This window comes from Bradyrhizobium sp. 142 (assembly GCF_023074015.1).
GTDB lineage: Bacteria > Pseudomonadota > Alphaproteobacteria > Rhizobiales > Xanthobacteraceae > Bradyrhizobium.
Window position 1 is genome coordinate 1 of sequence record NZ_JADPKQ010000469.1, and the last position, 18,671, is coordinate 18,671.

Genomic DNA, 18,671 nt, shown 5'->3' on the forward strand with positions numbered 1-18,671 from the left:
TCGTCTGCTCATCGTCTCTCCTGATTCGCGGGCCTATCGTGCCCGTCGTCAGGCAGAAACTCCACTTAACGTCCTGTGCAGATTTCCGGAGCCGGCTCTCGTGCCCGTCGTCAGGCAGAAACTCCACTTAACGTCCTGTGCAGATTTCCGGAGCCGGCTCTGCTTGCTCTGGCCCCGAGCTTCTCCACTTATGCGTGGGCCAGATTGATCGGCGATAAGCGGGGTTTCGCGCGGCCTCAATTGTCCCTTTGTCGGGATTGTTTCAGTGATACCCAATATCGGATCGCACTTTGCCCCGAAATACCCAATAGGACCAACTCGTATACATCAAGATTGTCGGAAGTAACACGAGCGCCCCCACGAGCAGGAATGCCTGCGTCCGATCGGAGGATGCGGTCTCCCAAAGTGTGAGATGGGGCGGCACGATTGTCGGATAAAGACTGATCGCAATTCCGAAAAAGGAAAGAGCAAAAAGGCCTAGGCCCCCGGCGAACGGCAAGACCTCCGAGCGGCTATTGAAGGCGCGCCAGGTAAAAATTGCGGTGGTAACCGTGGCGATAGGAATCGGTGCCAAAATGAGGATGTTTGGAAGCGCAAACCAGCGCGCGGCAATTGCTGCGTTCATGCTGGGCGTCCAGACGCTGACGATCGCAATCGCTAATAGGACACCGATGAGGCAAACGCGTCCTTGACGGCGGGCGCTCTCTTGCAAATCTCCTTCGGTCTTGAGAATCAGCCAGCCCGCGCCAAGCAATCCATAGCCGAACAGTAAGGCGACCCCCGTCAGGATCGAGAACGGCGTCAGGAAATCAAACGATGAGCCGGCGAATACCCGGCCGCTAACCTGGAACCCTTGGATAATGCTCCCGAGCACCATTCCTTGCGCGAAGGTTGCAACGCCAGATCCGAAACTGAAAGCATGATCCCAAAGTGTTTTGTGTTCGGAATCGCGAAACCGGAATTCGAAGGCGACCCCGCGAAACACCAGCGCCAGCAGCATCACCAGAATCGGAAAATAGACGGCCGGGATGACGATGGCGAAGGCGAGGGGGAATGCCGCAAACGAGCCGAGCCCCCCGAAAACCAGCCAGGTTTCGTTGCCATCCCAGACAGGCGCGATCGAGGTCATCAGAAAATTGCGCGCGGGGGTGTTTGGTGCAAAGCCGTATAGAATGCCGACGCCAAGGTCGAAGCCGTCGAGCAGAACATAAAAGAACACGGCCATCCCGAGAATTAACGTCCAGATCGGTACAAAGTCCAATACGTGGATCATGGTTCACGCGCCTCCGTAAATGCCGCGCCTGCCAGCACGGGGGCTCCGGGCCTGCCAGCCGCGATCGTTGTAACGTCGCCAGCCGGAGACCCTGGCCCTGCACGTACAATACGCAGCATCAACAATAATCCGGCGGGATACATGATGAGATAGACGGTCGTGTAAGCCAGCAGCGAGATTGCCACATCGCGGCCTGTCAACGACGGCGAGACGGATTGGGCCGTTCGAAGCAGGCCATAGACGGTCCAAGGCTGGCGGCCGACCTCGGTAACAGCCCAGCCGGCGATCACAGCGATGAACCCGATCGGAGAGACGAGGAGGCACAAAAGCAAGAACCGGCGTGTCTCCACCAGTCGGCCGCGCCAGCGTAACCATCCACCGAGTAGCACGATGCCGAGCATCAGCATGCCGCATCCCACCATGATCCGGAATCCAAAAAAGGGTATCGCAACAGGTGGCCGTTGATCGGGTGGGAAGTCCTTGAGACCTTTGACTTCGCCGTCAAGTTTGTGGGTTAGGATGAGGCTTCCGAGACCCGGGACTTCGATCGCGGCTCGATTGCTCTGCGTTCTTTCATCGGGGATCGCGAGCAGTGTCAGGGGAACCTTGCGAGCCGTACCCCAACGTGCCTCGATCGCCGCCAGCTTTGCAGGCTGGTGCTCCAGCGTATTGAGACCATGATGGTCGCCGAGAAAAATCTGCAGTGGCACCAGTACGGTCAGAAGCCAAAGCGTCATGGACAGCATCGTCTGCCCTTCCGCCAAAAATTGTCCGCGTCGGATCAGATAGGCCCCGGTTCCGAGTACGACAAAACCTGCAGTGATGAAGAATGCGACGACGGTGTGCGCCAACCTTGGGAGAAAAGATGGATTAAAGATGATCGCTATCCAGTCCGTTGGGTAGAAACGGCCATCGATGATTTCGTAGCCCGCCGGGGTTTGCATCCAGCTGTTGGCCGACAGGATCCAGAACGACGAGAACAGCGTACCCGTGGCAACCATCAGCGCGGCAAAAAAGTGGGTCCAGCGGGGTACCACCTTCCGTCCGAACAGCAGAACGCCGAGAAACCCCGCTTCGAGGAAGAAGGCCGTCAACCCCTCATAGGCGAACAACGGTGAGAGAACGTTGGATGTAGCATCAGCATAACGGCTCCAGTTAGTGCCGAGTTGAAACGGCATCACCACGCCGGTTACGACGCCCATTCCGAAGGCGACCGAGAATATGCGGATCCAGAACATTGACACACGAAGATAGACGTCGCGGCCAGTGGCCAGATGAAACCCCTCGAGAACAGCGATGTACGCGGCTGCCCCCACGGTAAATGCCGGAAGTAGAATATGCCAGCCGATTACCCAGGCGAATTGCAGGCGCGATAGAAATACCGGATCAAAGTCCATTTTGTGCGGCTCCAATGGTGACTGCGAGTGGCTGTCAAAGGCCGATCTTGGCGTTCATACGGGACGACGCCTAAATGACGCGCCCCTATTCGCAAAATTTTATCTGCGCCGACCGGTTGATGATCGGCGCTTACAAATTCGGATCTGCGCGGTCATTGATGAACTTCGGCCGGGGTCTCCACTAGTTGCCGCGCATTTATCCGAGAGGCAGGCGCTCCATCGCGTCAATTCAAAGCGTCGGCTAACGTACTTTTCTCTATTCTGGTAAGCCATCTGACACTCGACTATCCGTGGCGGATACTCCCTTTCAGCCTAGAGTCCCTCTGTCTGCTGCGCCAATCATCGGACAATATGGCGCATTCATACTTTGATATGATCGGTGTGGCCCGAGAGTGGCCTGGCGCGGCAGGTCGGCTCCCGCAGGATTGCTCAACATCCTGTGAGATAAACAAATACGCCAGCGAGTCGATCGCTTAGCCAGCGAAGACGCCTGTAACCGAGCGTCTCGTCGGCCGACCCGCGCCGATGCCGGAGCCGTGTCTCACACCGAAGGCGAGAGCGCCTTGGCCGGCTGGACGGAGCGGCCCCCTGCGCGGGCATCGCGCGCGCGGCCGCCGCGGGAGCTATGGACGACAAGACGTTCTCCGACGTGCTCGACATCAATCCTAAAGGCGCGTTCTACACCTGCCGCGCCGCCGGCGAGGTGCTGATCGCACATGGCCACGGCGCGATCGTCACCATCGCCTCCATTACCGCCAAGGGCGCCAGCCCGGCCGGGCCAACTACGCGGCCTCGAAATGGAGATTGGTCGGCCTCACCAAGATTTTGGCGGCGGAATGGGCCACCACGACGTGCGCGTGAATGCGGTGGCGCCGAACCGAGTCGAAACGCCGATGATCCGCGACGCCATTCCCACCGCCTTTCTCGAGGGCGTCATGCTCGACCGCACACCGCTCGGCCGCCTAGCGCAGCCGGCGGAGATCGCCTCGGCAAGGGCAAGATAGCCGAGCGGCCCTTCTGGCTGCTCGAATATGACTTCGTACTGCAGCCTGTAGAGAATGCTTCGGCCGCGGCGCCGGCGAGCGCTGCGGCCTGACGCGAGTTCGTGACAGGGCGGAAACTAGCGCTTCCGTCCGGGCGGCTTGCCGCCGAAGTCGGTATTGATCACCGCGCGCAGCCATTGGTTGCCGGGATCGCGGTCGAACCGTTCATGCCAACGTTGCGCAACTTCGAATTCCGGCAGCTTGATCGGCGGCTTCGCAAGCCGCATGTCGAGTTCGCGTGCCAGTACGGTCGCAACCGACCCCGGCATCGTCGCCACCGCATTGGTGCTCTTGGCCAGGATCGCAGCGGTGCTTGAAGCTTGGCACATGCGCGATGATGTTCTTCGCCGGTAGCTGGCTTTCCAGCGATCGTTCCGCCACCTGGTGGGGATGGCCTGTGCCGGCCGCGGTGATGAAGATGTGCTGCTCGTCGAGGAATTCGGCCAGCGACGGCGATCGGACGAGCCGCGGATGGTCTTTCTGGAAAATGCACATGTGCTGACCAGAGAACAATTTCTGCCGCTTTATGCCGGACGAGCAGCGGGAATTCGCCGAGCGCGAGATCGATCTCGCGGATTCGAGCCAGGTGTGCAGGTCCTGCAGCCCGACCTGGGCAGCGCGCAATCGTACATTTGGCGCTGAGCCGAGCAGGGTTTTGATGACCGGCGGCAGCATCACGATGACGCCGGCATCGAGTGTGACACGCGACATTCCCGTGTCGATCGGAACGCGTCGAACTGGGTCTGCTCGCTGCGCAGGCGCTGGGAGCCGTCAAGCAGTGCCCGAACCGGTTTCTCCAGTTCGAGCGCCTTCGCGGTTAGCTCCATGTGCAGCGCGACGCGGACGAACAGGGGGTCGTCGAAATACACGCGCAAGCGCGCCAGCGTCTTGCTCAGGGCTGGCTGCTGAGTACGCAAGGCGTCGGCGGCGCGCGTGATGCTGCGCTCGCGGAACAGCACGTCGAGAACCGGAAGCGCGTGCAGGTCGAGGTCCTCAGTGTGCTTTCCCGGAGTAGTCTTCATATCTGCCCGACGATAGCTTAGCCGCGCCTCTCACACTATCCCAGCGTCACTTGGGGCAAGCGCCCAAAACGAGATGGGGACTGTTATGAAGTCTTTCATCTTCGACGCTTATCCGGCACGCGTTGTGTTTGGAGCCGGCGCCATCAATCGCCTGCCCCTCGACCGCTCGACGCGAGTGAAAAATAGGCGTCGAACTTTCACTCTTATCGGCCCCCAACATTGACCCCGCTCGTGAGATCATCCTGGTAATGGTTCAAGAGCAGTGCGGGCCGGGGTCAACCCGGCGCCGGTCGGAGGTCAAATCGGGCGCCGAATAACACCTGGTAGCAGACTCTCGGCGACGATCCGGGCTCTCTCAGCGTCCGAACGCACATGGCGACCCGACGGTCCTTCGAGGGCCTCCTGCCGGCTCACCGGCCCTAACGATGACCCGTCCAAATGGACGTCCTTTTTGCTGCCCAATCCCATCCAAACGGAGGCTTCTTCATACATTCATTCTAAGTCTGAAGCCAGTCTATCGGCTCCGCGCTTACGATTCTGACGCTAAACCGGTGGGCTATTGAGGTGTGACGGTTTCTCTGCGACTGACAACGAGAAGCAGACAATTGCTCCTCGAGGTTTATTCGGCGTTGCCCAGAGCCGACCGCCATGCGCTTCGATGATCGAGCGGCAAATCGAAAGTCCCATCCCTAAACCGGTAGGCTTTGTCGTGTAGAACGCCTCGAATATCCTTTCAGAGTTCGCTTGTGGCAGACCAGGTCCCGTGTCACCTACCGCAACAAGTACGTTGGCAGCCTCGATGTAATTTGTGCTGATCTGCAACTCACGTGGCGCGGCATCCGTGGTCTCACTCATGGCCTCGATAGCATTCGTTATCAAGTTCAGGACGACCTGTTGCAGCTGAATCCCGTCCCCGAAGATAGGCGGTAGATTGTCGGCCAAATCTATTTTCATCAAAACGTCACTGTCCGATATTGACGCACGCGCTAATCCTACAATGCCAAGAATTGCTTCATTGATATCTACATTTTCTCTCCGCGCGGGCGCCTTCTTGGAGAAATCGCGGATCCGGCTCAAAATGTCGGCGGCACGCCTGCCGTCATCGATAATACGATTGATCAATGGCCGCGCTCTTTCCAGATTCGGCGGTTGACGCTCGAGCCAGCGCACCGTGGTTTCAGCGTTCGTAAGCAGTGCAGCAAGAGGTTGATTGACTTCGTGGGCAATGGAGGCTGTCAGTTGGCCCATTGTCGCAACGCGGTTTGCGTGGGCCAATTCCGCTTCGGCGCGCTTGCGCTCGGTCAGGTCGACCGCAAAGATGACAACTTCATCTCCTCGTTGGTCCAGCTTTGCGCCTCCGACCAGCACCGGCACACGACTGCCGTCTTTCCGGAAGTACTCCTTCTCGAATGGTTGAGTAGTTCCGGACGTCCTCATTTCGAATAGAGCCCGCTCGTCCCGATCTCGCCACTCCGCCGGCGTTAGCTCTGTCCGACGCAGTCGACCAGCGGCGAGATCCATTTGATCGTATCCAACGATATCGAGAAAAGCTTGGTTGGCCTCCTGAACGCAACCATCGGGGTTCCCGATCAAGATTCCAATTATATTTGAGTCGATAAGGCGCCTAACCTTAGTTTCCCGTTCTTGCAGTTCGCCATAAAGGCGCGTGTTCTCCAGCGAGATCGCGGCCTGTGCCGCCATCATTTCCAGGACGGCGATCCCGGCTGGCGTGAACGCGTGTGAAATCAACGAATTTTCGAGGAGAAGAATCCCGACCAGCTGCCGTTGTTTGACAAGCGGAACGCAGAAGATCGACTTGGAGTTGCGATCGCGAAGATAGGCGTCCCCCGAGAACAGGTTTGGTTTGGACGCATCGCCAAGAATTACGCTTTCCTGCGTACGCACGACATAGCGGACAAGGGATTCGGGGCAGCTGACATGAGTAACCTGCTCTTCGCGCAGTACGACTTCGATCTCGCTTCCGTTAGCTTTCGCCTCAGCCCTGATTACATAATCGCCGCCCGACGGTAAAATCAAAAGGCCACGCTCTGCTCCTGCGTTCTGGATCGTGATCGTCATGAGCCGTTCAAGCAGCTTCGGCAAAACGATTTCGCTGGATAAGGCTTGAGATGCCTTGACCACGCTCGCCGTATCCAGATCTTGAAGGGAGGAGCCTATGAAGCTCGTCAAATACGATCCCTTCGGAGCGAGCAAGTGCGGATAGAGCTCGTCGAGTTGCCGCACCTTGCCATCCGCGCCCCACCGCGAATAGAAGTAACGGGCATCGCGAAAACAGGCATTCGCTATGCGCTCAAAGCCGCGTGCTAAGTAAAATTGCCCCGCAAATTCACTTGCAATGGCCTCGTGTTGGACCAAGTCTGCGGCATGTGCCGAACTGATGGCGCGTTCGTATAGCCGCTCGGCGTCGAGTTCTCGCCCCTCGATGCGGGCGATCTCGGCGCGGACCAATGCTGCCCGATTTTCGAAAGTTTCGGGGCAATACTCCGCCCAAGCCTCGAGTTGTGTGCAATGGGCAACCAGTGCCTGGAAGTGGCGCTGAAAATCCGTCGGCTGCGAAGGCAGACGATCCTGGTGCTTAGGGAACGTGGGAACGCAAGACGCTGCGTGGGAAAGCGCTGCATAGTAGTGATATTCCGCCGCTTCAAACATCGCGCCCACCGCCCAGAGTTTAGGGCGCGCTTTCTCCGCAGCGGCGAGCGCTGAAGCATAGTCGCGCGCGTGAAAGCGGGCCTGCAGTTTCAGAATCCAATACACCGCTGGATGTGGCGTAAAGTGTTGTTCGACCAGAGCTTCGCTGTACTCTCCATCGTCGAGCGAGCCAAATTTGTACGTCAGCCCGCGGAGATTCTTGATCAGGCCAAGCTGTGTTGCGTGGATGTCAATCTGGTGGCCAAACCGCCTCGTCTTGACGAACGCGAGGCCGGCTTCAGCCTGCCGTTGTGCTTGATCCAGGCGTTCGCCAGCGGCGAGAGAGTTCGTATTCAGATAATCAAGACTATATGCAGCAACGGGTAGGTCGCCTGTTTCGATTGCCGCGTCGAAGGCCCGTCGTATTAGCTCACGGCAGTCTTTCGGATGAAACCTCCAAGGGAGCACAAACTGTGCATGCCAATGGTAAGTTCGCGCCCGAAAGCGATTTAAGCCACGCTGTTCGACGAGGCCAAATGCAAGCTGACCAAATTCAAACCCAGTATCATAGTCGGCGAATCGCGCTCCCGCGACCCCGCCGAAATACACGTAGGCGACGCAAGAAGCATCGGTATTGCCTTGTTCAAGGCTGAGATTGACTGCGCGACACACAGCCATGGAAAGGAGATTCCTGTCGGTGAGCATGGCCGTCGGATAGATCTTGGTGAGCACGTTCAAGGTCGCAAGAGATGCAGGATCACTCATCAGGGGCAGGTCGATGAGGTCCGCGATCGCACGACCTGCAAGCTGCGACGAAATTCGCCGGTACTCGAGATCCGCTTCAGTGTCGATTGGATGAGGCGACCACTCAATGCCGAGGTGACGGAGGTAGTCGAGAAAGGCGCCGATCACCCGATCAATCTGATCAAGAGTTGTGTACAAATCGATGCACAAGCCCACGACGGCTGCTCGCTCGACCGTGTCCATGGCCCGAGCTGCGAGCCTGGTCAATCGTTTGTCGGCAGCAGCAAGGTCGCCAATCAGATATTCACACTCGGCTCGGTGAAAATCCAAGGCGAAGGCGAGCCCGTGACGCCTCTCCCACCAGTCGTCTGCTGCGAGTGCCGCTCCGGCATGAAAATACTGTGCGGCTGAGACGTAGGCTGTTGCGGCCCTTGCGCGCTTGCCAGCCATAAGATTGAACTCCGCGAGACGCTCGGCCTCGTCTCGTGACGTGATCAGTGCGGCCCCACGGTTGAGTTGATTGACTATATCAAAGATGGCGTGTTTCTGCCCTCCTGACGGAGTGCGCGCCACGAGCAATCTTCCAATTTCTAGATGGGCCTTGGCGCGCAAATTCACTGGGATCATCGAATAAGCAGCTTCCTGGATGCGGTCGTGGACAAACCTATAAGAATGCTGCGAGCGGGCAATGAATTCGAGAAGGAGCGCGTCCCAAAGGTCTCGGTGCAGCTGTTCTTCGGAGCTACCGTGAATGATCGCGAGCGTACCGAAATCAGCTTCGCTTCCTAGAGAAGCAAGTTCTTTTAGTGTCTCTTGTGTCTTGATAGGCAGACGGTTCAGTTTGCCTGCCATGTGGTCAACGACATTGTCCGTGAAGCTCTTGGTATGAATGCTATTCAGATCCCACGACCACTCCGCCCGCGCGTTGTCAAACATCAATAGCTTCTCGTCGACAAGGGCAGAAAGAAATTGAATTGCAAAAAACGGGTTGCCGCCTGTTCTTTGATGGACGGCACGTGCGAGCTCCGCCACGCGCGCCGTCCTGCAGGAGAGGGCGTCTGCGAATAGAGCTTCCAGATCCGTAGGTGTTAAAGGAGCAAGGGTGATTTCGTGGACGGGCCCTTCCGATTGACGAATCGCGTGCAGCTTACGCATCAGGGGATGAGTTGAATCAACTTCGTTGTCTCGATAGGCACCCACCAACATCAAATATTGTAGGTTCGGTTGGCGCAGTAAGTCTTCGAGCAAGTCGAGTGTCGCCAAGTCCAGCCATTGCAGGTCGTCAAGAAATAAAGCGAGAGGATGTTCGCGTCGCGCGAAGACCCCGATAAATCGTCGAAACGCTAAGTGGAAGCGAGCTTGGGCATCTTGCGGCGAAAGCTCGGGAACAGGCAGCTGTTCCCCTATGATCACCTTCAGTTCAGGAACTAAGCCCACTATCAGCGATCCGAGCGACCCTAAGGCCTCGGCGAACGCTTCGTGCCAGTTGTTCAGTTCTGCATCGCTCTTACCTAAGAGCGAACGGACCAGGCCCTGTAAGGCCTGAGCTAACGTAGCGTATGGAATGTCACGCTTGTATTGATCGAACTTGCCTGACGCAAAAAGGCCGCGAGGGGGTACAAGCGCTTTGTGAAGCTCGTTTACAACGGCCGACTTCCCAATTCCAGAATAGCCCGAAACGAGCACCAATTCTGCCCGATTACCCGCCACCATGCGTTGGAAAATAGAGAGTAGGGTTTCGATCTCTCTCGCTCGTCCGTACAGCTTTTCAGGTATCAATAGGCGATCCGACGTGTCGGTTTCGCCTGGCAAGAACGTTTCGATATGCCCCTCGTTCTGCCATTCTGTCAGGCAGCGCTGGAGATCGCGCTCAACACCACCCGCGGTTTGGTAGCGGTCTTCCGCCATCTTAGCGAGCAGCTTCATCACTATGCGAGAAATCGGCAATGGAACATTTGTCATTCGCTCATGTGGCGGCAGCGGTGGTCGAGCGATATGGCAGTGGATCCACTCCATTGGATCTGATGCTGTGAATGGCAGAACGCCCGTGAGCATCTGGTAAAAGATCGTTCCAAGCGCATACAGGTCACTGCGGGAATCGATCGACCGGTTCATTCTGCCGGTTTGTTCAGGCGCCATATAAGCGAGCGTCCCAAGAATGAATTCTGGTGGTCGCGGCTCCTGACGCTCACGACGAAGACGCGATGCAAGTCCGAACCCCGTCAGCCATGCAATTCCGGAAGTCTCATCGACCAGGATGTGAGCCGGCTTCAGGTCTTTGTGTACCAGCCCATGGTGATGAACTTGGCGGAGAGCGGACGCGAGGCCGATAGCGAACTTGAGAAATTGAGGCGTTGCGATCGGCTCCCGAAGACGGCGTTCGAGCGGCTCGCCACCCGGATCCTCAAGAACCAGCGTTGTCGCACCGCGATCGCGGACGAGGTCAATGGGACGTGCAGCCCAGCGGCGATCGAGAATGTCTCTGAGCTCATGTTCATGTGTTAGACGATTGACCGTTACAGGCGATGGATGCTCTGCGGTCAGGCGTTGCAAAAGCACACTGCGGGAGATTCCCGTTCCATCGAGCCACGATTGCCGGCATAATGAGCATTCACCGTCCTCCGACAGCACTTCGAGACTCCCAGTACCTCCATCACCATTTAACGAGATATGCGGGCTCATTTGTCGTTGCACGTGCCTCCGATCTAGTTTCTCAGGCCTTGTTACATTCGGCTTGAGGCATCGCAAAAGCAACACTTCAAGCGCCTAAAGGCTGCGCCCCGACCCCGCAAACTCCACCGCGACAGGAATGTCAAACCGATCGCGGCAGCCAACGAGATCGAAGTCGCCCCGGCTGCAGGCGACACTTTCCGCGAATGCAATCACGACTTCGTTAGAATCGAAGCAAGTTTTGACCGCGTCCGGCTCAGTCGCCAACGGAATATCAGGCGAAGTAGGCAATTGAGACTAGGCCCCCTCACTCGTCTTGATCAGGCTGCTCTCGCACAAAGGTTGTGTGAACTTGCTGCGCTTGTTTTTGGTTGAATTTGGTCTCCTTTTCACGCGTTGTAATCCGCTGCATTCTCCGACACAATTTTGAACGTAGCAACAATATGCTTAGCGCGATGTGGCTGCTATTGATAAGGTCGCCGACGATGGCAAGTCTGGTTCTAGAAGCCAGGAATATTCGGAAATCCTACTCGCATATCGAAGTACTGCGAGGTGCAAACTTTTCCGTTCGTGAGGCAGAGGTTGTCGCCTTAATTGGCGACAATGGAGCTGGAAAGAGCACTCTCGTCGACTGTTTGTCGGGCGTGGCTAGGCCTGATTCAGGCGAAATACTTCTTGAAGGAAAGCAGGTTTCATTCGAGTCGCCCCACAACGCCCGGCAGCTCGGTATCGAAACAGTTTACCAGAATCTGGCGTTAGCACCTGATCTAACGCCTGCCGCGAATCTGTTTCTTGGGCGAGAAATGATGTGCGGCGGGCTGTTAGGAAGGCTGGGCGTCCTTGATACGACAGGCATGCGAGACCGAGCTGCTCGCGCCTTCGCCGAGTTAGGCGGACATATAGTGAATTTGGATGCCGCCGTCTGTACCCTCTCGGGCGGTCAGCAACAGGGCGTGGCCGTTGCACGATCAGTCGCCTGGGCGTCCAAGATCGTTTTTATGGATGAACCGACGGCTGCTCTTGGGGTGGGGCAGAGAGAGCGCCTCCTTAACGTTATACGGTGCGTGCGTGACACCGGAATTTCGGTTGTCCTCATTAGCCACAATATCCCTGAAGTGCTGGCAGTCTCCGATCGGATTGAAGTGCTCAGGCACGGTCGACGAGTCGCTCAATTCGATACAACAAGTACTGTTGTAGAAGAACTAGTTGCCGCAATGACCGGCGCTCTCGTCCAAGAGAACCAGGCATGACTGTCTCTCGCCCGCCGGGGTCAACAAGAGATTCCGACATGGAGAGGCGCGCCCGGGATCTGCCATTGTTATCCTATGTTCGCAAACTGATAATATCGTCCAACACTTTGCCAATCTTTCTGGTGCTTGTCTTCCTAACCGGCGCCTTTGCCATTGCCAGGCCAGCGCAGTTTGCGTCATTTTTCAACCTTCGAAACATAGCTACTGATGGCGCGACTTTGTTAGTCATGGCGGTGGGTATGACGTACGTCCTCATCGTCGGCGGGATTGATCTTTCCATCGGATCTGTTCTCGTCTTTTGCGGAATCGCCGCCGCAAAGATCATGATCGCCATTGGAGGCGAAGATGCGGGCTGGATTTCGCTTGCCGCCGGCCTCGTTGTGGGCATTCTCGCTGGCGCGGCATGGGGTCTTCTTAATGGATTGCTGATCGCCAAACTTCGCTTGCCTGCATTGATCGTGACCCTGGGCACGTTGGGCGCTGCGCTGGGTGCATCGCATCTTTTGACAAACGGCGTCGATGTTCGTGGCGTGCCCTTGCGTCTGACGGAACTTGGAATAGGTGCAATTCTAGGGGTTCCATTGCTTGCCATCCAAGCGGCTATCGTAACGTTTCTTGGCTGGTTCTTTCTTCGGTTCACGCGGTTTGGCCTGCACACCTATGCCGTGGGTTCGAACATCGAAGCTGCGAGGCGCGCTGGGATTAACGTCGAACGCCACCTCATAAAGGTCTACGCTATTCAAGGATCTCTTGCCGGTCTCGCTGGATTGATGTCACTCGCGAGGTTCAACACGACCACTATTGCGGGCCATTCTTCCGATAATCTTAACGTGATTGCTTCGGTAGTGCTCGGTGGCACCAGCGTCTTCGGCGGCTCCGGAAGCGTGTTTGGTACACTTGTCGGTGTGTTGATCCCAGCGGTGCTGCAAAATGGATTCATCATCATCGGTGTGCAGTCATTTTGGCAATCGATCGCGGTAGGTGCTGTGTTGATCGCGGCCGTTTACGTCGATCAGTCGAGGCGAGGGCTTCGACGCCGTCCATAATTGCGACGCTTAGATAAACAGGGAGTTGGTCATGTGTTTTATTGGTGTTCAACGAGAAGCGCAATTCCTTAAAGGTGGAGGTGCGATCTTCGGTTTGGCATTATGGGCGGGGTCCCTAGCCGTGGGGAGTGCTCATGCAAACGACGCGTACAAGATCTCCTTTGTAGGGCCAGTGAAAGGCGAAGCATTTTTTACGCATATGTATTGCGGGGCGGAATCGGAAGCAAAAAGGGCGGGCGCAACAATCAGCTTCACCGCAGGTGACCACTTTGATCCGCGAGAGCAAACGTCAATCTTCAATGCGATCACAGCCCAGCGTCCCGACGCTGCGCTGGTAGTTCCGGTTGATACCAGGGCAATGATCCCCGCTTTGAGGCAAATGAGGGACGCAGGCATTCAGATCGCGGAGGTTGATACCCATGTCGATGATGCGTCGATCGCGGTGGCACAGATCGCGACTGACAACTATCAGGGAGGAGCGCTTGCGGCGCAGAAGCTCGCGGCTCTTGTAAACGATGTGGGGATGGTCCTCGTCGTAAACGTTCAGCCTGGAATATCGAGCGTAGACGCGCGGCAGAAGGGGTTTCTAGAAGAAATGAAGGGTCATCCAAAGATTACCGTGCTTCCTGTTGAGTTTGCGGGATTCGACGCAAGCAAGGCTGCGGCAGTTACGACGGCCGCATTATCTGCCCACCCCGAAATTGCGGGTATTTATGACACCGTTAGCATACTCGGCGAAGGGACAGTGACCGGACTACAGCAGATGAACAAAGTGGGCGCCGTAAAGATCGTTGCATTTGACCCCACACCAGGAGTCGTAGCTGCCTTCGATCGGGGAATTATCGACGTCATTATCGCCCAGGATGCCTTCGAAATCGGGGTCAAGGGCGTTCAAGCGGTGGTAAACGCACTAGAGAAAAAGCCGACCAAAAGGTCTATCGCCATCTCAGCAGTTGCGATCGATCACCAAAACGTCGCGAGTATGAAGCGATATTATTATCGGGACCGCTGTGACTAGTCTCATGAGCAATCGTCGCTTGGCGAATTAGGGGCCTAATCGTGGCGCATCGAAAGCCAGTTGTTTCATACCTGACAGCATCGTGAATACATTGCCGCAAGCGTGTGTCCCCCTAGTAGCGCTCCGTGCGACGTCGGTCCGCCAGTTTGATGATCCAACGCTGAATTTTGTTTGACTTGCGAATACACACGCTCAGCGCGCCTCGCGGTTAGTAGCTTCCAGCCGCGCGGCGCTGGATTGTAGGCCGCACGAAACAGCAGTGCGGCGCTCGGCGTGACGAAATCCTGTAGCGAGGGAATGATGCCGAGAATGATGGTGCAGGCGGACGTACAATATCCGTCAATGATGATCGTATCACCGGCGGCCAGCAGACGTTCATGCCGAGCAACATAGTCTCCGATCCAGCTGCCTGGATCATTTGCGATTCGACCCTCTGCATTGCATCCGCCAGTCTTCGTCGGCAGATCAGCAGCGGGAGGGGCATGGCGGTACGCATACGACGAAGACCGCCTGATTGAGACATGCGCGTGGTCACGGCGAGCTCTATGATGGCCTTGTGTGAAGGTCAGGCGGCCTGCTGATCGGCGGGCTTCTCGGCTTGGCACAGTGGGATAGGCTGCATTTGGCTTTCTTTTCTGGGTATGCACTTTGGAACTATCTAAATACTCCATTTATGTTTGTCACTGAGAGTGCGAAAGCGGAGGAAGTAGATCCGGTGTCCGATCAAGGCACGTATACGCCGGCGGCTAAAGATCACTTTTCGCGAGGTCGGTTAGAACTCACTGTCCGGATCAGATATTCCACGTCGACGAAAACGGGCTCATCGCGCGTTTGGATTATACCACGATCGTGGCCGGTGGTGGGTTAGCCGCGCACTACATGTCCGAGTACATGTTCACACAGGGAGAAGGCGAATGTTTTGTTTCGCGGCGCGCGGCACGTGCGCCGAAAAGCGAGGATCCCTTCACGAGCGTCGCAATTGGTAACGTGGCACGACGATCCATCGCAAACCTTCGTCAGAGCATGGATGATCGTTGATGCTCAGGAATGGCTTGAGGTGCGGATTGATACAAATTTATACGGCGCTTCATGGTAGTTCTCGTTCGCAATCCTGGTTCCAAATTCTCTAATGTCCGCCGCCGGCCTCGAGGCGATCCGGCTTCTTGAGCAGGAGACTCGCCAGCATCGCGACGATCAGCGCCGCGCCCAGTGAGTAGAACGTGTCGCTGAAGGCAAGGATATAGGCCTGCTTCTGCACGATATGACCGATCGCGACGTAGGCGCGGTGCGCCGCGTCAACGCCATCAATGACGCCGTGGTTCATGAAATATTGCGTGAGCTCCTCGATTCGGGTGCGGGTCGCCTGCTCCAACACTGACACCGATTGTGATAGTACGTTGGAGTGATACTGCTCGCGTTTGGTCAGCAGCGTCTGCAGTGCGGCAATGCCAATGGCGCCGCCGAGCTGGCGCATCATGTTGAACAACGCGGACGCGGAGCCCGCGTTGGCGGCCTCAACCCCCGCAGTTGCTACCGCCGACAGCGGAGCGAACATCAGGGCCTGACCAATGGCGCGGACCACGTTCGGCCAAAACAGCTGATCGGCGGCGTAGTCGTTGGTCATGTAAATGTTCATGAAGTTGGAAACGGCGAATAACCCAAATCCAATGGCAATCATGATGCGCGGCTCGACGTGCTTCATCAACCGCGGCACCAGCGGAATCAGCACAAGCTGCGGTAGCCCGGTCCAGGCCAGTACCGCGCCGATTTGCTCGGAATTGTAGCCCTGGACACGCGATAGATAGACGGGAAGAATGTAGACTGAACCGTACAAGGCAACGCCGAGCAGGAAGTTCGCGAGAACGCCGAAGCCGAAATTACGACGAAACAGCAGGCGAAGGTTCAGCAGCGGTCTCTTGCTGGTCAGTTCGATGAGGACGAACAGCGGCAGCGTGATCCCCGCAATGACGGCGAAGCGCACGATAAAGGGCGAACCGAACCAGTCATCCTTGTTACCTTCTTCCAGCACGGTCTGCAGCGCCGCAAGCCCGATCGCCATGGTGACGATGCCCAGCCAGTCCCCGTCGCGCAGCAGCGACAGCTTCATCGGTTTTGCTTCTAACGAGAAATAAAGCATGCCGATCATGATCGCACCCGGCACGATGTTGACGTAGAAGATGTATTGCCAGCCCCAGTTTTCGGTGAGATAGCCGCCGATCGTCGGTCCGATGGCCGGCGCGAACGTCGCGGAGATCGCAAACAGCGCCTGGCCGATCGGCTGCTTCGCCTTCGGCAACAATGTGATGATCAGCGTGAACGCCAATGGGATCAGCACGCCGCCGGTGAACCCCTGCACGGCACGTAACGCGATCATCTGCGGCAGGTTTTGAGCAAGTGCGCACGCCGCCGAGAACACCAGGAAGAGGATGGCGTTGGTCAGGAGGTAAATGCGGATCGAGAACACCTGGGCAAGCCAGCCACTGAGGGGAATCACCACGATTTCGGCGATCAAATAGGAGGTCGAGATCCAGCCGCCGTCATCGATCCCCGCGCCGATACCGCCCTGAATATTGGCAAGCGAAGCATTAACGATCTGGATGTTGAGCACTGCCATGAAGGCGCCAAGCGTGGCTCCGATCACCGCGAGCCAGGTCTTTACTGGGACGGGCGGAGCGGCTGCAGCTACGACGGGTGGCTCACCTTCGCTGGCAGAACTGATGTCGACTTTAGTTTGCAGTGTGGTCATCATTGTCTGCTCGCGTGCGAGGGCGCATTCGCTCAGATCCGGACTAGGGGCCGCCCGAGGCGAGCCGCTTCTCAGCCTCGCGCTTGGCGACCGCGGCCGATTTGGTGTTGACAGTCGGCACAGCCGACATGCCCGGGCGCAGTAGGCCTTTCAGGCTCGGATCGTCGAGCACGATCTTGACTGGCACGCGCTGCACAATCTTCGTGAAGTTACCAGTCGCGTTGTCGGGCGGCAGCAGCGTAAATTCCAGGCCGCTCGCGGGCGCCAAGCTGTTGACATGACCCTTCAGCCTCGTCGACTGAAAGCTATCGACGTACAGATCCACCGGTTGATCGTTGCGCATATGAGTGAGCTGGGTCTCCTTGAAATTGGCGACGACATAGACCGCATCCAGTGGCACAACCGCCATCAGCTGGGTTCCGGCCTGCACATATTGTCCCACCCGGAGGGAGCGCGCGCCGACCGTACCGTCCACGGGCGCGGTCACCTGCGTATAAGACAAATTCAGGACCGCCTGCTGCTCGAGGGCGCGGGCATGGTCGAGCTGCGCGACCGCCCTGGCACGCTCGGTTGACAGTACTTCGACCTTTTTGTTGGCGGCGATCAGACCTGACCTGCCCTGCTGCAATTGAGCGGCCTGCGCACGCAAGGCGGCATCGGTCTGTTGCGCGCGTTGCACGGTGCCTGAACCCGACTTCATCAGCCCGTCGTAACGGGTGCGTTCTTCCTGTGCGAACTTCAGATTGGCCTCGGACGCATCGACCTCCGCCGCCTGCTGCTGGATCAGCGGCTCCTGCAATTCGATCTGCGCGTCGAGGTTCTTCACCGCGGCTGCCGAGGCCGCAACGTCAGCCTTGGCCTGGTTCAGCGCGGTCTTGAAGTCGCGGTCGTCGATTCGAGCCAGAGGCTGGCCGGCCGCAACCTGCTCGTTGTCGGCAACAAGTACCTCGGAAATGTATCCGGAGATTTTCGGTGCGATGATTGTCGAGTCTGCTTTGACATAGGCGTCGTCGGTCGTTTCCAGATAACGGCCGGTGGTGAGGTAGTAGTGACCGAAATAAGCGGTTCCGGTGAGGCCGAGCACTACGGCAAGCGCGAGCGCTGCCCGCCGGATCCCTTGCCGAGACGGGCGAAGGCTGGCTTTGGCGTTCTGTTCAGCAGCAAAGGAAAGGGTCGACATGGCATCCTCCGAAACTTGAAGGCGGGGCTTCAGCTCAATCTGAATAACGGACATCTCTAAGGCGATTACATACGTCTTAGCGGACAGAGCGCGCGGGATTCACTCATACATTTAGCCCCGATCAGTCATACGTTGATGTGAGCGAGATCTTCCGATCGTCGGATGGACAGAAAGAAGCGGGCGTTCATTATTTGTGGAGTGCCGCGGTTGTCCTGACGTTGGTGGATTGATGCGTGTCGCCGCGGCATTACCGAAGCGGGATGGGAGGGCCGGCGAAGTGAAGCAGAAGTGGCTCAACCGCGCGGGCAAAATGCCGGGAGGATTGTTCGATGAGGAGCATAGGAAGCAGGGACCGCAGCATGAATGAGCCGACTATGTCGGCGCGCCTGGGCGTTGCCTCATGGATCATTTTGATTGTGCTGGTATCGCTTTTGCTTGCCACCTGTGTTGTTGCCTATCTGGGCTGGAGGCTCGCAGATGGCGTCGATGTGCCAATCTCAGGCTATATCGCGATGGCAGTCGGAGTTGTTGTTTAGAGCCGGCTCCGGAAATCTGCACAGGACGTTAAGTGGAGTTTCTGCCTGACGACGGGCACGATAGGCCCGCGAATCAGGAGAGACGATGAGCAGACGA

At 57.2% G+C, this 18,671-nt stretch carries 13 protein-coding genes; 6 read left to right on the forward strand and 7 right to left on the reverse strand.

Annotated features, from left to right (window positions below; genetic code table 11):
* Nucleotides 1–262 precede the first annotated feature (262 nt).
* Nucleotides 263–1,273, reverse strand: coding sequence for a cytochrome d ubiquinol oxidase subunit II (gene cydB / locus IVA82_RS42625; protein ID WP_247381110.1), 1,011 nt, complete (start codon nt 1,271–1,273; stop codon nt 263–265).
* Complete coding sequence (locus tag IVA82_RS42630; RefSeq protein WP_247381112.1) at nt 1,270–2,670, reverse strand: cytochrome ubiquinol oxidase subunit I; 1,401 nt, start codon at nt 2,668–2,670, stop codon at nt 1,270–1,272. Before IVA82_RS42630 ends, cydB begins: the two co-directional genes overlap by 4 nt.
* Nucleotides 2,671–3,506: 836 nt before the next feature.
* Here IVA82_RS42630 and IVA82_RS48360 point away from each other — a divergent pair.
* Nucleotides 3,507–3,674 (forward strand): SDR family oxidoreductase, encoded by a 168-nt coding sequence (locus IVA82_RS48360; RefSeq protein ID WP_253075584.1) that lies wholly within the window; start codon nt 3,507–3,509, stop codon nt 3,672–3,674.
* 116 nt (nt 3,675–3,790) lie between these two features.
* On the opposite strand, the gene IVA82_RS42640 is transcribed toward IVA82_RS48360, so the two are convergent.
* Nucleotides 3,791–4,042, reverse strand: a complete 252-nt coding sequence (locus tag IVA82_RS42640; protein ID WP_247381114.1) for a hypothetical protein — start codon at nt 4,040–4,042, stop codon at nt 3,791–3,793.
* A gap of 91 nt (nt 4,043–4,133) precedes the next feature.
* Between IVA82_RS42640 and IVA82_RS42645 the strand changes: the two genes are divergently transcribed.
* On the forward strand, nt 4,134–4,355 hold the full coding sequence (locus IVA82_RS42645; protein WP_247381116.1) for a hypothetical protein: 222 nt from the start codon (nt 4,134–4,136) through the stop codon (nt 4,353–4,355).
* 32 nt (nt 4,356–4,387) lie between these two features.
* Here IVA82_RS42645 and IVA82_RS42650 read toward each other — a convergent pair whose 3' ends face one another.
* Complete coding sequence (locus IVA82_RS42650; RefSeq protein WP_247381118.1) at nt 4,388–4,735, reverse strand: LysR family transcriptional regulator; 348 nt, start codon at nt 4,733–4,735, stop codon at nt 4,388–4,390.
* A 543-nt stretch (nt 4,736–5,278) separates the two neighbouring features.
* Entirely contained in the window at nt 5,279–10,759 is a 5,481-nt protein-coding gene (locus tag IVA82_RS42655; protein ID WP_247381120.1) for an AAA family ATPase, read from the reverse strand.
* A gap of 524 nt (nt 10,760–11,283) precedes the next feature.
* On the opposite strand from IVA82_RS42655, the gene IVA82_RS42660 reads away from it, so the two are divergent.
* The 3 genes from IVA82_RS42660 to IVA82_RS42670 are packed head-to-tail and all read left to right on the forward strand — an operon-like array spanning nt 11,284 to nt 14,112.
* The gene (locus tag IVA82_RS42660; protein WP_247381121.1) at nt 11,284–12,048 is read left to right on the forward strand and encodes an ATP-binding cassette domain-containing protein; all 765 of its coding nucleotides are present in this window, start codon (nt 11,284–11,286) and stop codon (nt 12,046–12,048) included.
* A 38-nt stretch (nt 12,049–12,086) separates the two neighbouring features.
* Nucleotides 12,087–13,094: an ABC transporter permease gene (locus tag IVA82_RS42665; protein ID WP_247381123.1), complete on the forward strand. Its 1,008-nt coding sequence runs from the start codon at nt 12,087–12,089 to the stop codon at nt 13,092–13,094.
* Nucleotides 13,095–13,125: 31 nt separating this feature from the next.
* Nucleotides 13,126–14,112, forward strand: a complete 987-nt coding sequence (locus tag IVA82_RS42670; protein ID WP_247381124.1) for an ABC transporter substrate-binding protein — start codon at nt 13,126–13,128, stop codon at nt 14,110–14,112.
* 1,126 nt (nt 14,113–15,238) lie between these two features.
* Here the strand turns inward: IVA82_RS42670 and IVA82_RS42675 are convergent.
* Together IVA82_RS42675 and IVA82_RS42680 are read right to left on the reverse strand one after the other, a co-directional pair.
* Nucleotides 15,239–16,858 carry an MDR family MFS transporter gene (locus IVA82_RS42675; protein WP_256469822.1) on the reverse strand — a complete coding sequence of 540 codons (1,620 nt, stop codon included), beginning with the start codon at nt 16,856–16,858 and terminating at the stop codon, nt 15,239–15,241.
* A 43-nt stretch (nt 16,859–16,901) separates the two neighbouring features.
* On the reverse strand, nt 16,902–18,038 hold the full coding sequence (locus IVA82_RS42680) for an HlyD family secretion protein (protein WP_247381126.1): 1,137 nt from the start codon (nt 18,036–18,038) through the stop codon (nt 16,902–16,904).
* Nucleotides 18,039–18,397: 359 nt separating this feature from the next.
* Here IVA82_RS42680 and IVA82_RS42685 point away from each other — a divergent pair, with 359 nt between their 5' ends.
* Complete coding sequence (locus IVA82_RS42685) at nt 18,398–18,574, forward strand: hypothetical protein (protein ID WP_247381128.1); 177 nt, start codon at nt 18,398–18,400, stop codon at nt 18,572–18,574.
* Nucleotides 18,575–18,671 lie beyond the last annotated feature (97 nt).

What these genes read in the sequence shown, in the direction of transcription:
- IVA82_RS42630 (WP_247381112.1), bottom strand. Translation starts at nt 2,670, where the DNA reads ATGGACTTTGATCCGGTATTTCTATCGCGCCTGCAATTCGCCTGGGTA.
- IVA82_RS42660 (WP_247381121.1), top strand. Translation starts at nt 11,284, where the DNA reads ATGGCAAGTCTGGTTCTAGAAGCCAGGAATATTCGGAAATCCTACTCG.
- IVA82_RS42665 (WP_247381123.1), top strand. Translation starts at nt 12,087, where the DNA reads ATGGAGAGGCGCGCCCGGGATCTGCCATTGTTATCCTATGTTCGCAAA.
- IVA82_RS42685 (WP_247381128.1), top strand. Translation starts at nt 18,398, where the DNA reads ATGAATGAGCCGACTATGTCGGCGCGCCTGGGCGTTGCCTCATGGATC.
- IVA82_RS42640 (WP_247381114.1), bottom strand. Translation starts at nt 4,042, where the DNA reads ATGTGCCAAGCTTCAAGCACCGCTGCGATCCTGGCCAAGAGCACCAAT.
- IVA82_RS42670 (WP_247381124.1), top strand. Translation starts at nt 13,126, where the DNA reads ATGTGTTTTATTGGTGTTCAACGAGAAGCGCAATTCCTTAAAGGTGGA.
- cydB (WP_247381110.1), bottom strand. Translation starts at nt 1,273, where the DNA reads ATGATCCACGTATTGGACTTTGTACCGATCTGGACGTTAATTCTCGGG.
- IVA82_RS48360 (WP_253075584.1), top strand. Translation starts at nt 3,507, where the DNA reads ATGGGCCACCACGACGTGCGCGTGAATGCGGTGGCGCCGAACCGAGTC.
- IVA82_RS42650 (WP_247381118.1), bottom strand. Translation starts at nt 4,735, where the DNA reads ATGAAGACTACTCCGGGAAAGCACACTGAGGACCTCGACCTGCACGCG.
- IVA82_RS42680 (WP_247381126.1), bottom strand. Translation starts at nt 18,038, where the DNA reads ATGTCGACCCTTTCCTTTGCTGCTGAACAGAACGCCAAAGCCAGCCTT.
- IVA82_RS42675 (WP_256469822.1), bottom strand. Translation starts at nt 16,858, where the DNA reads ATGACCACACTGCAAACTAAAGTCGACATCAGTTCTGCCAGCGAAGGT.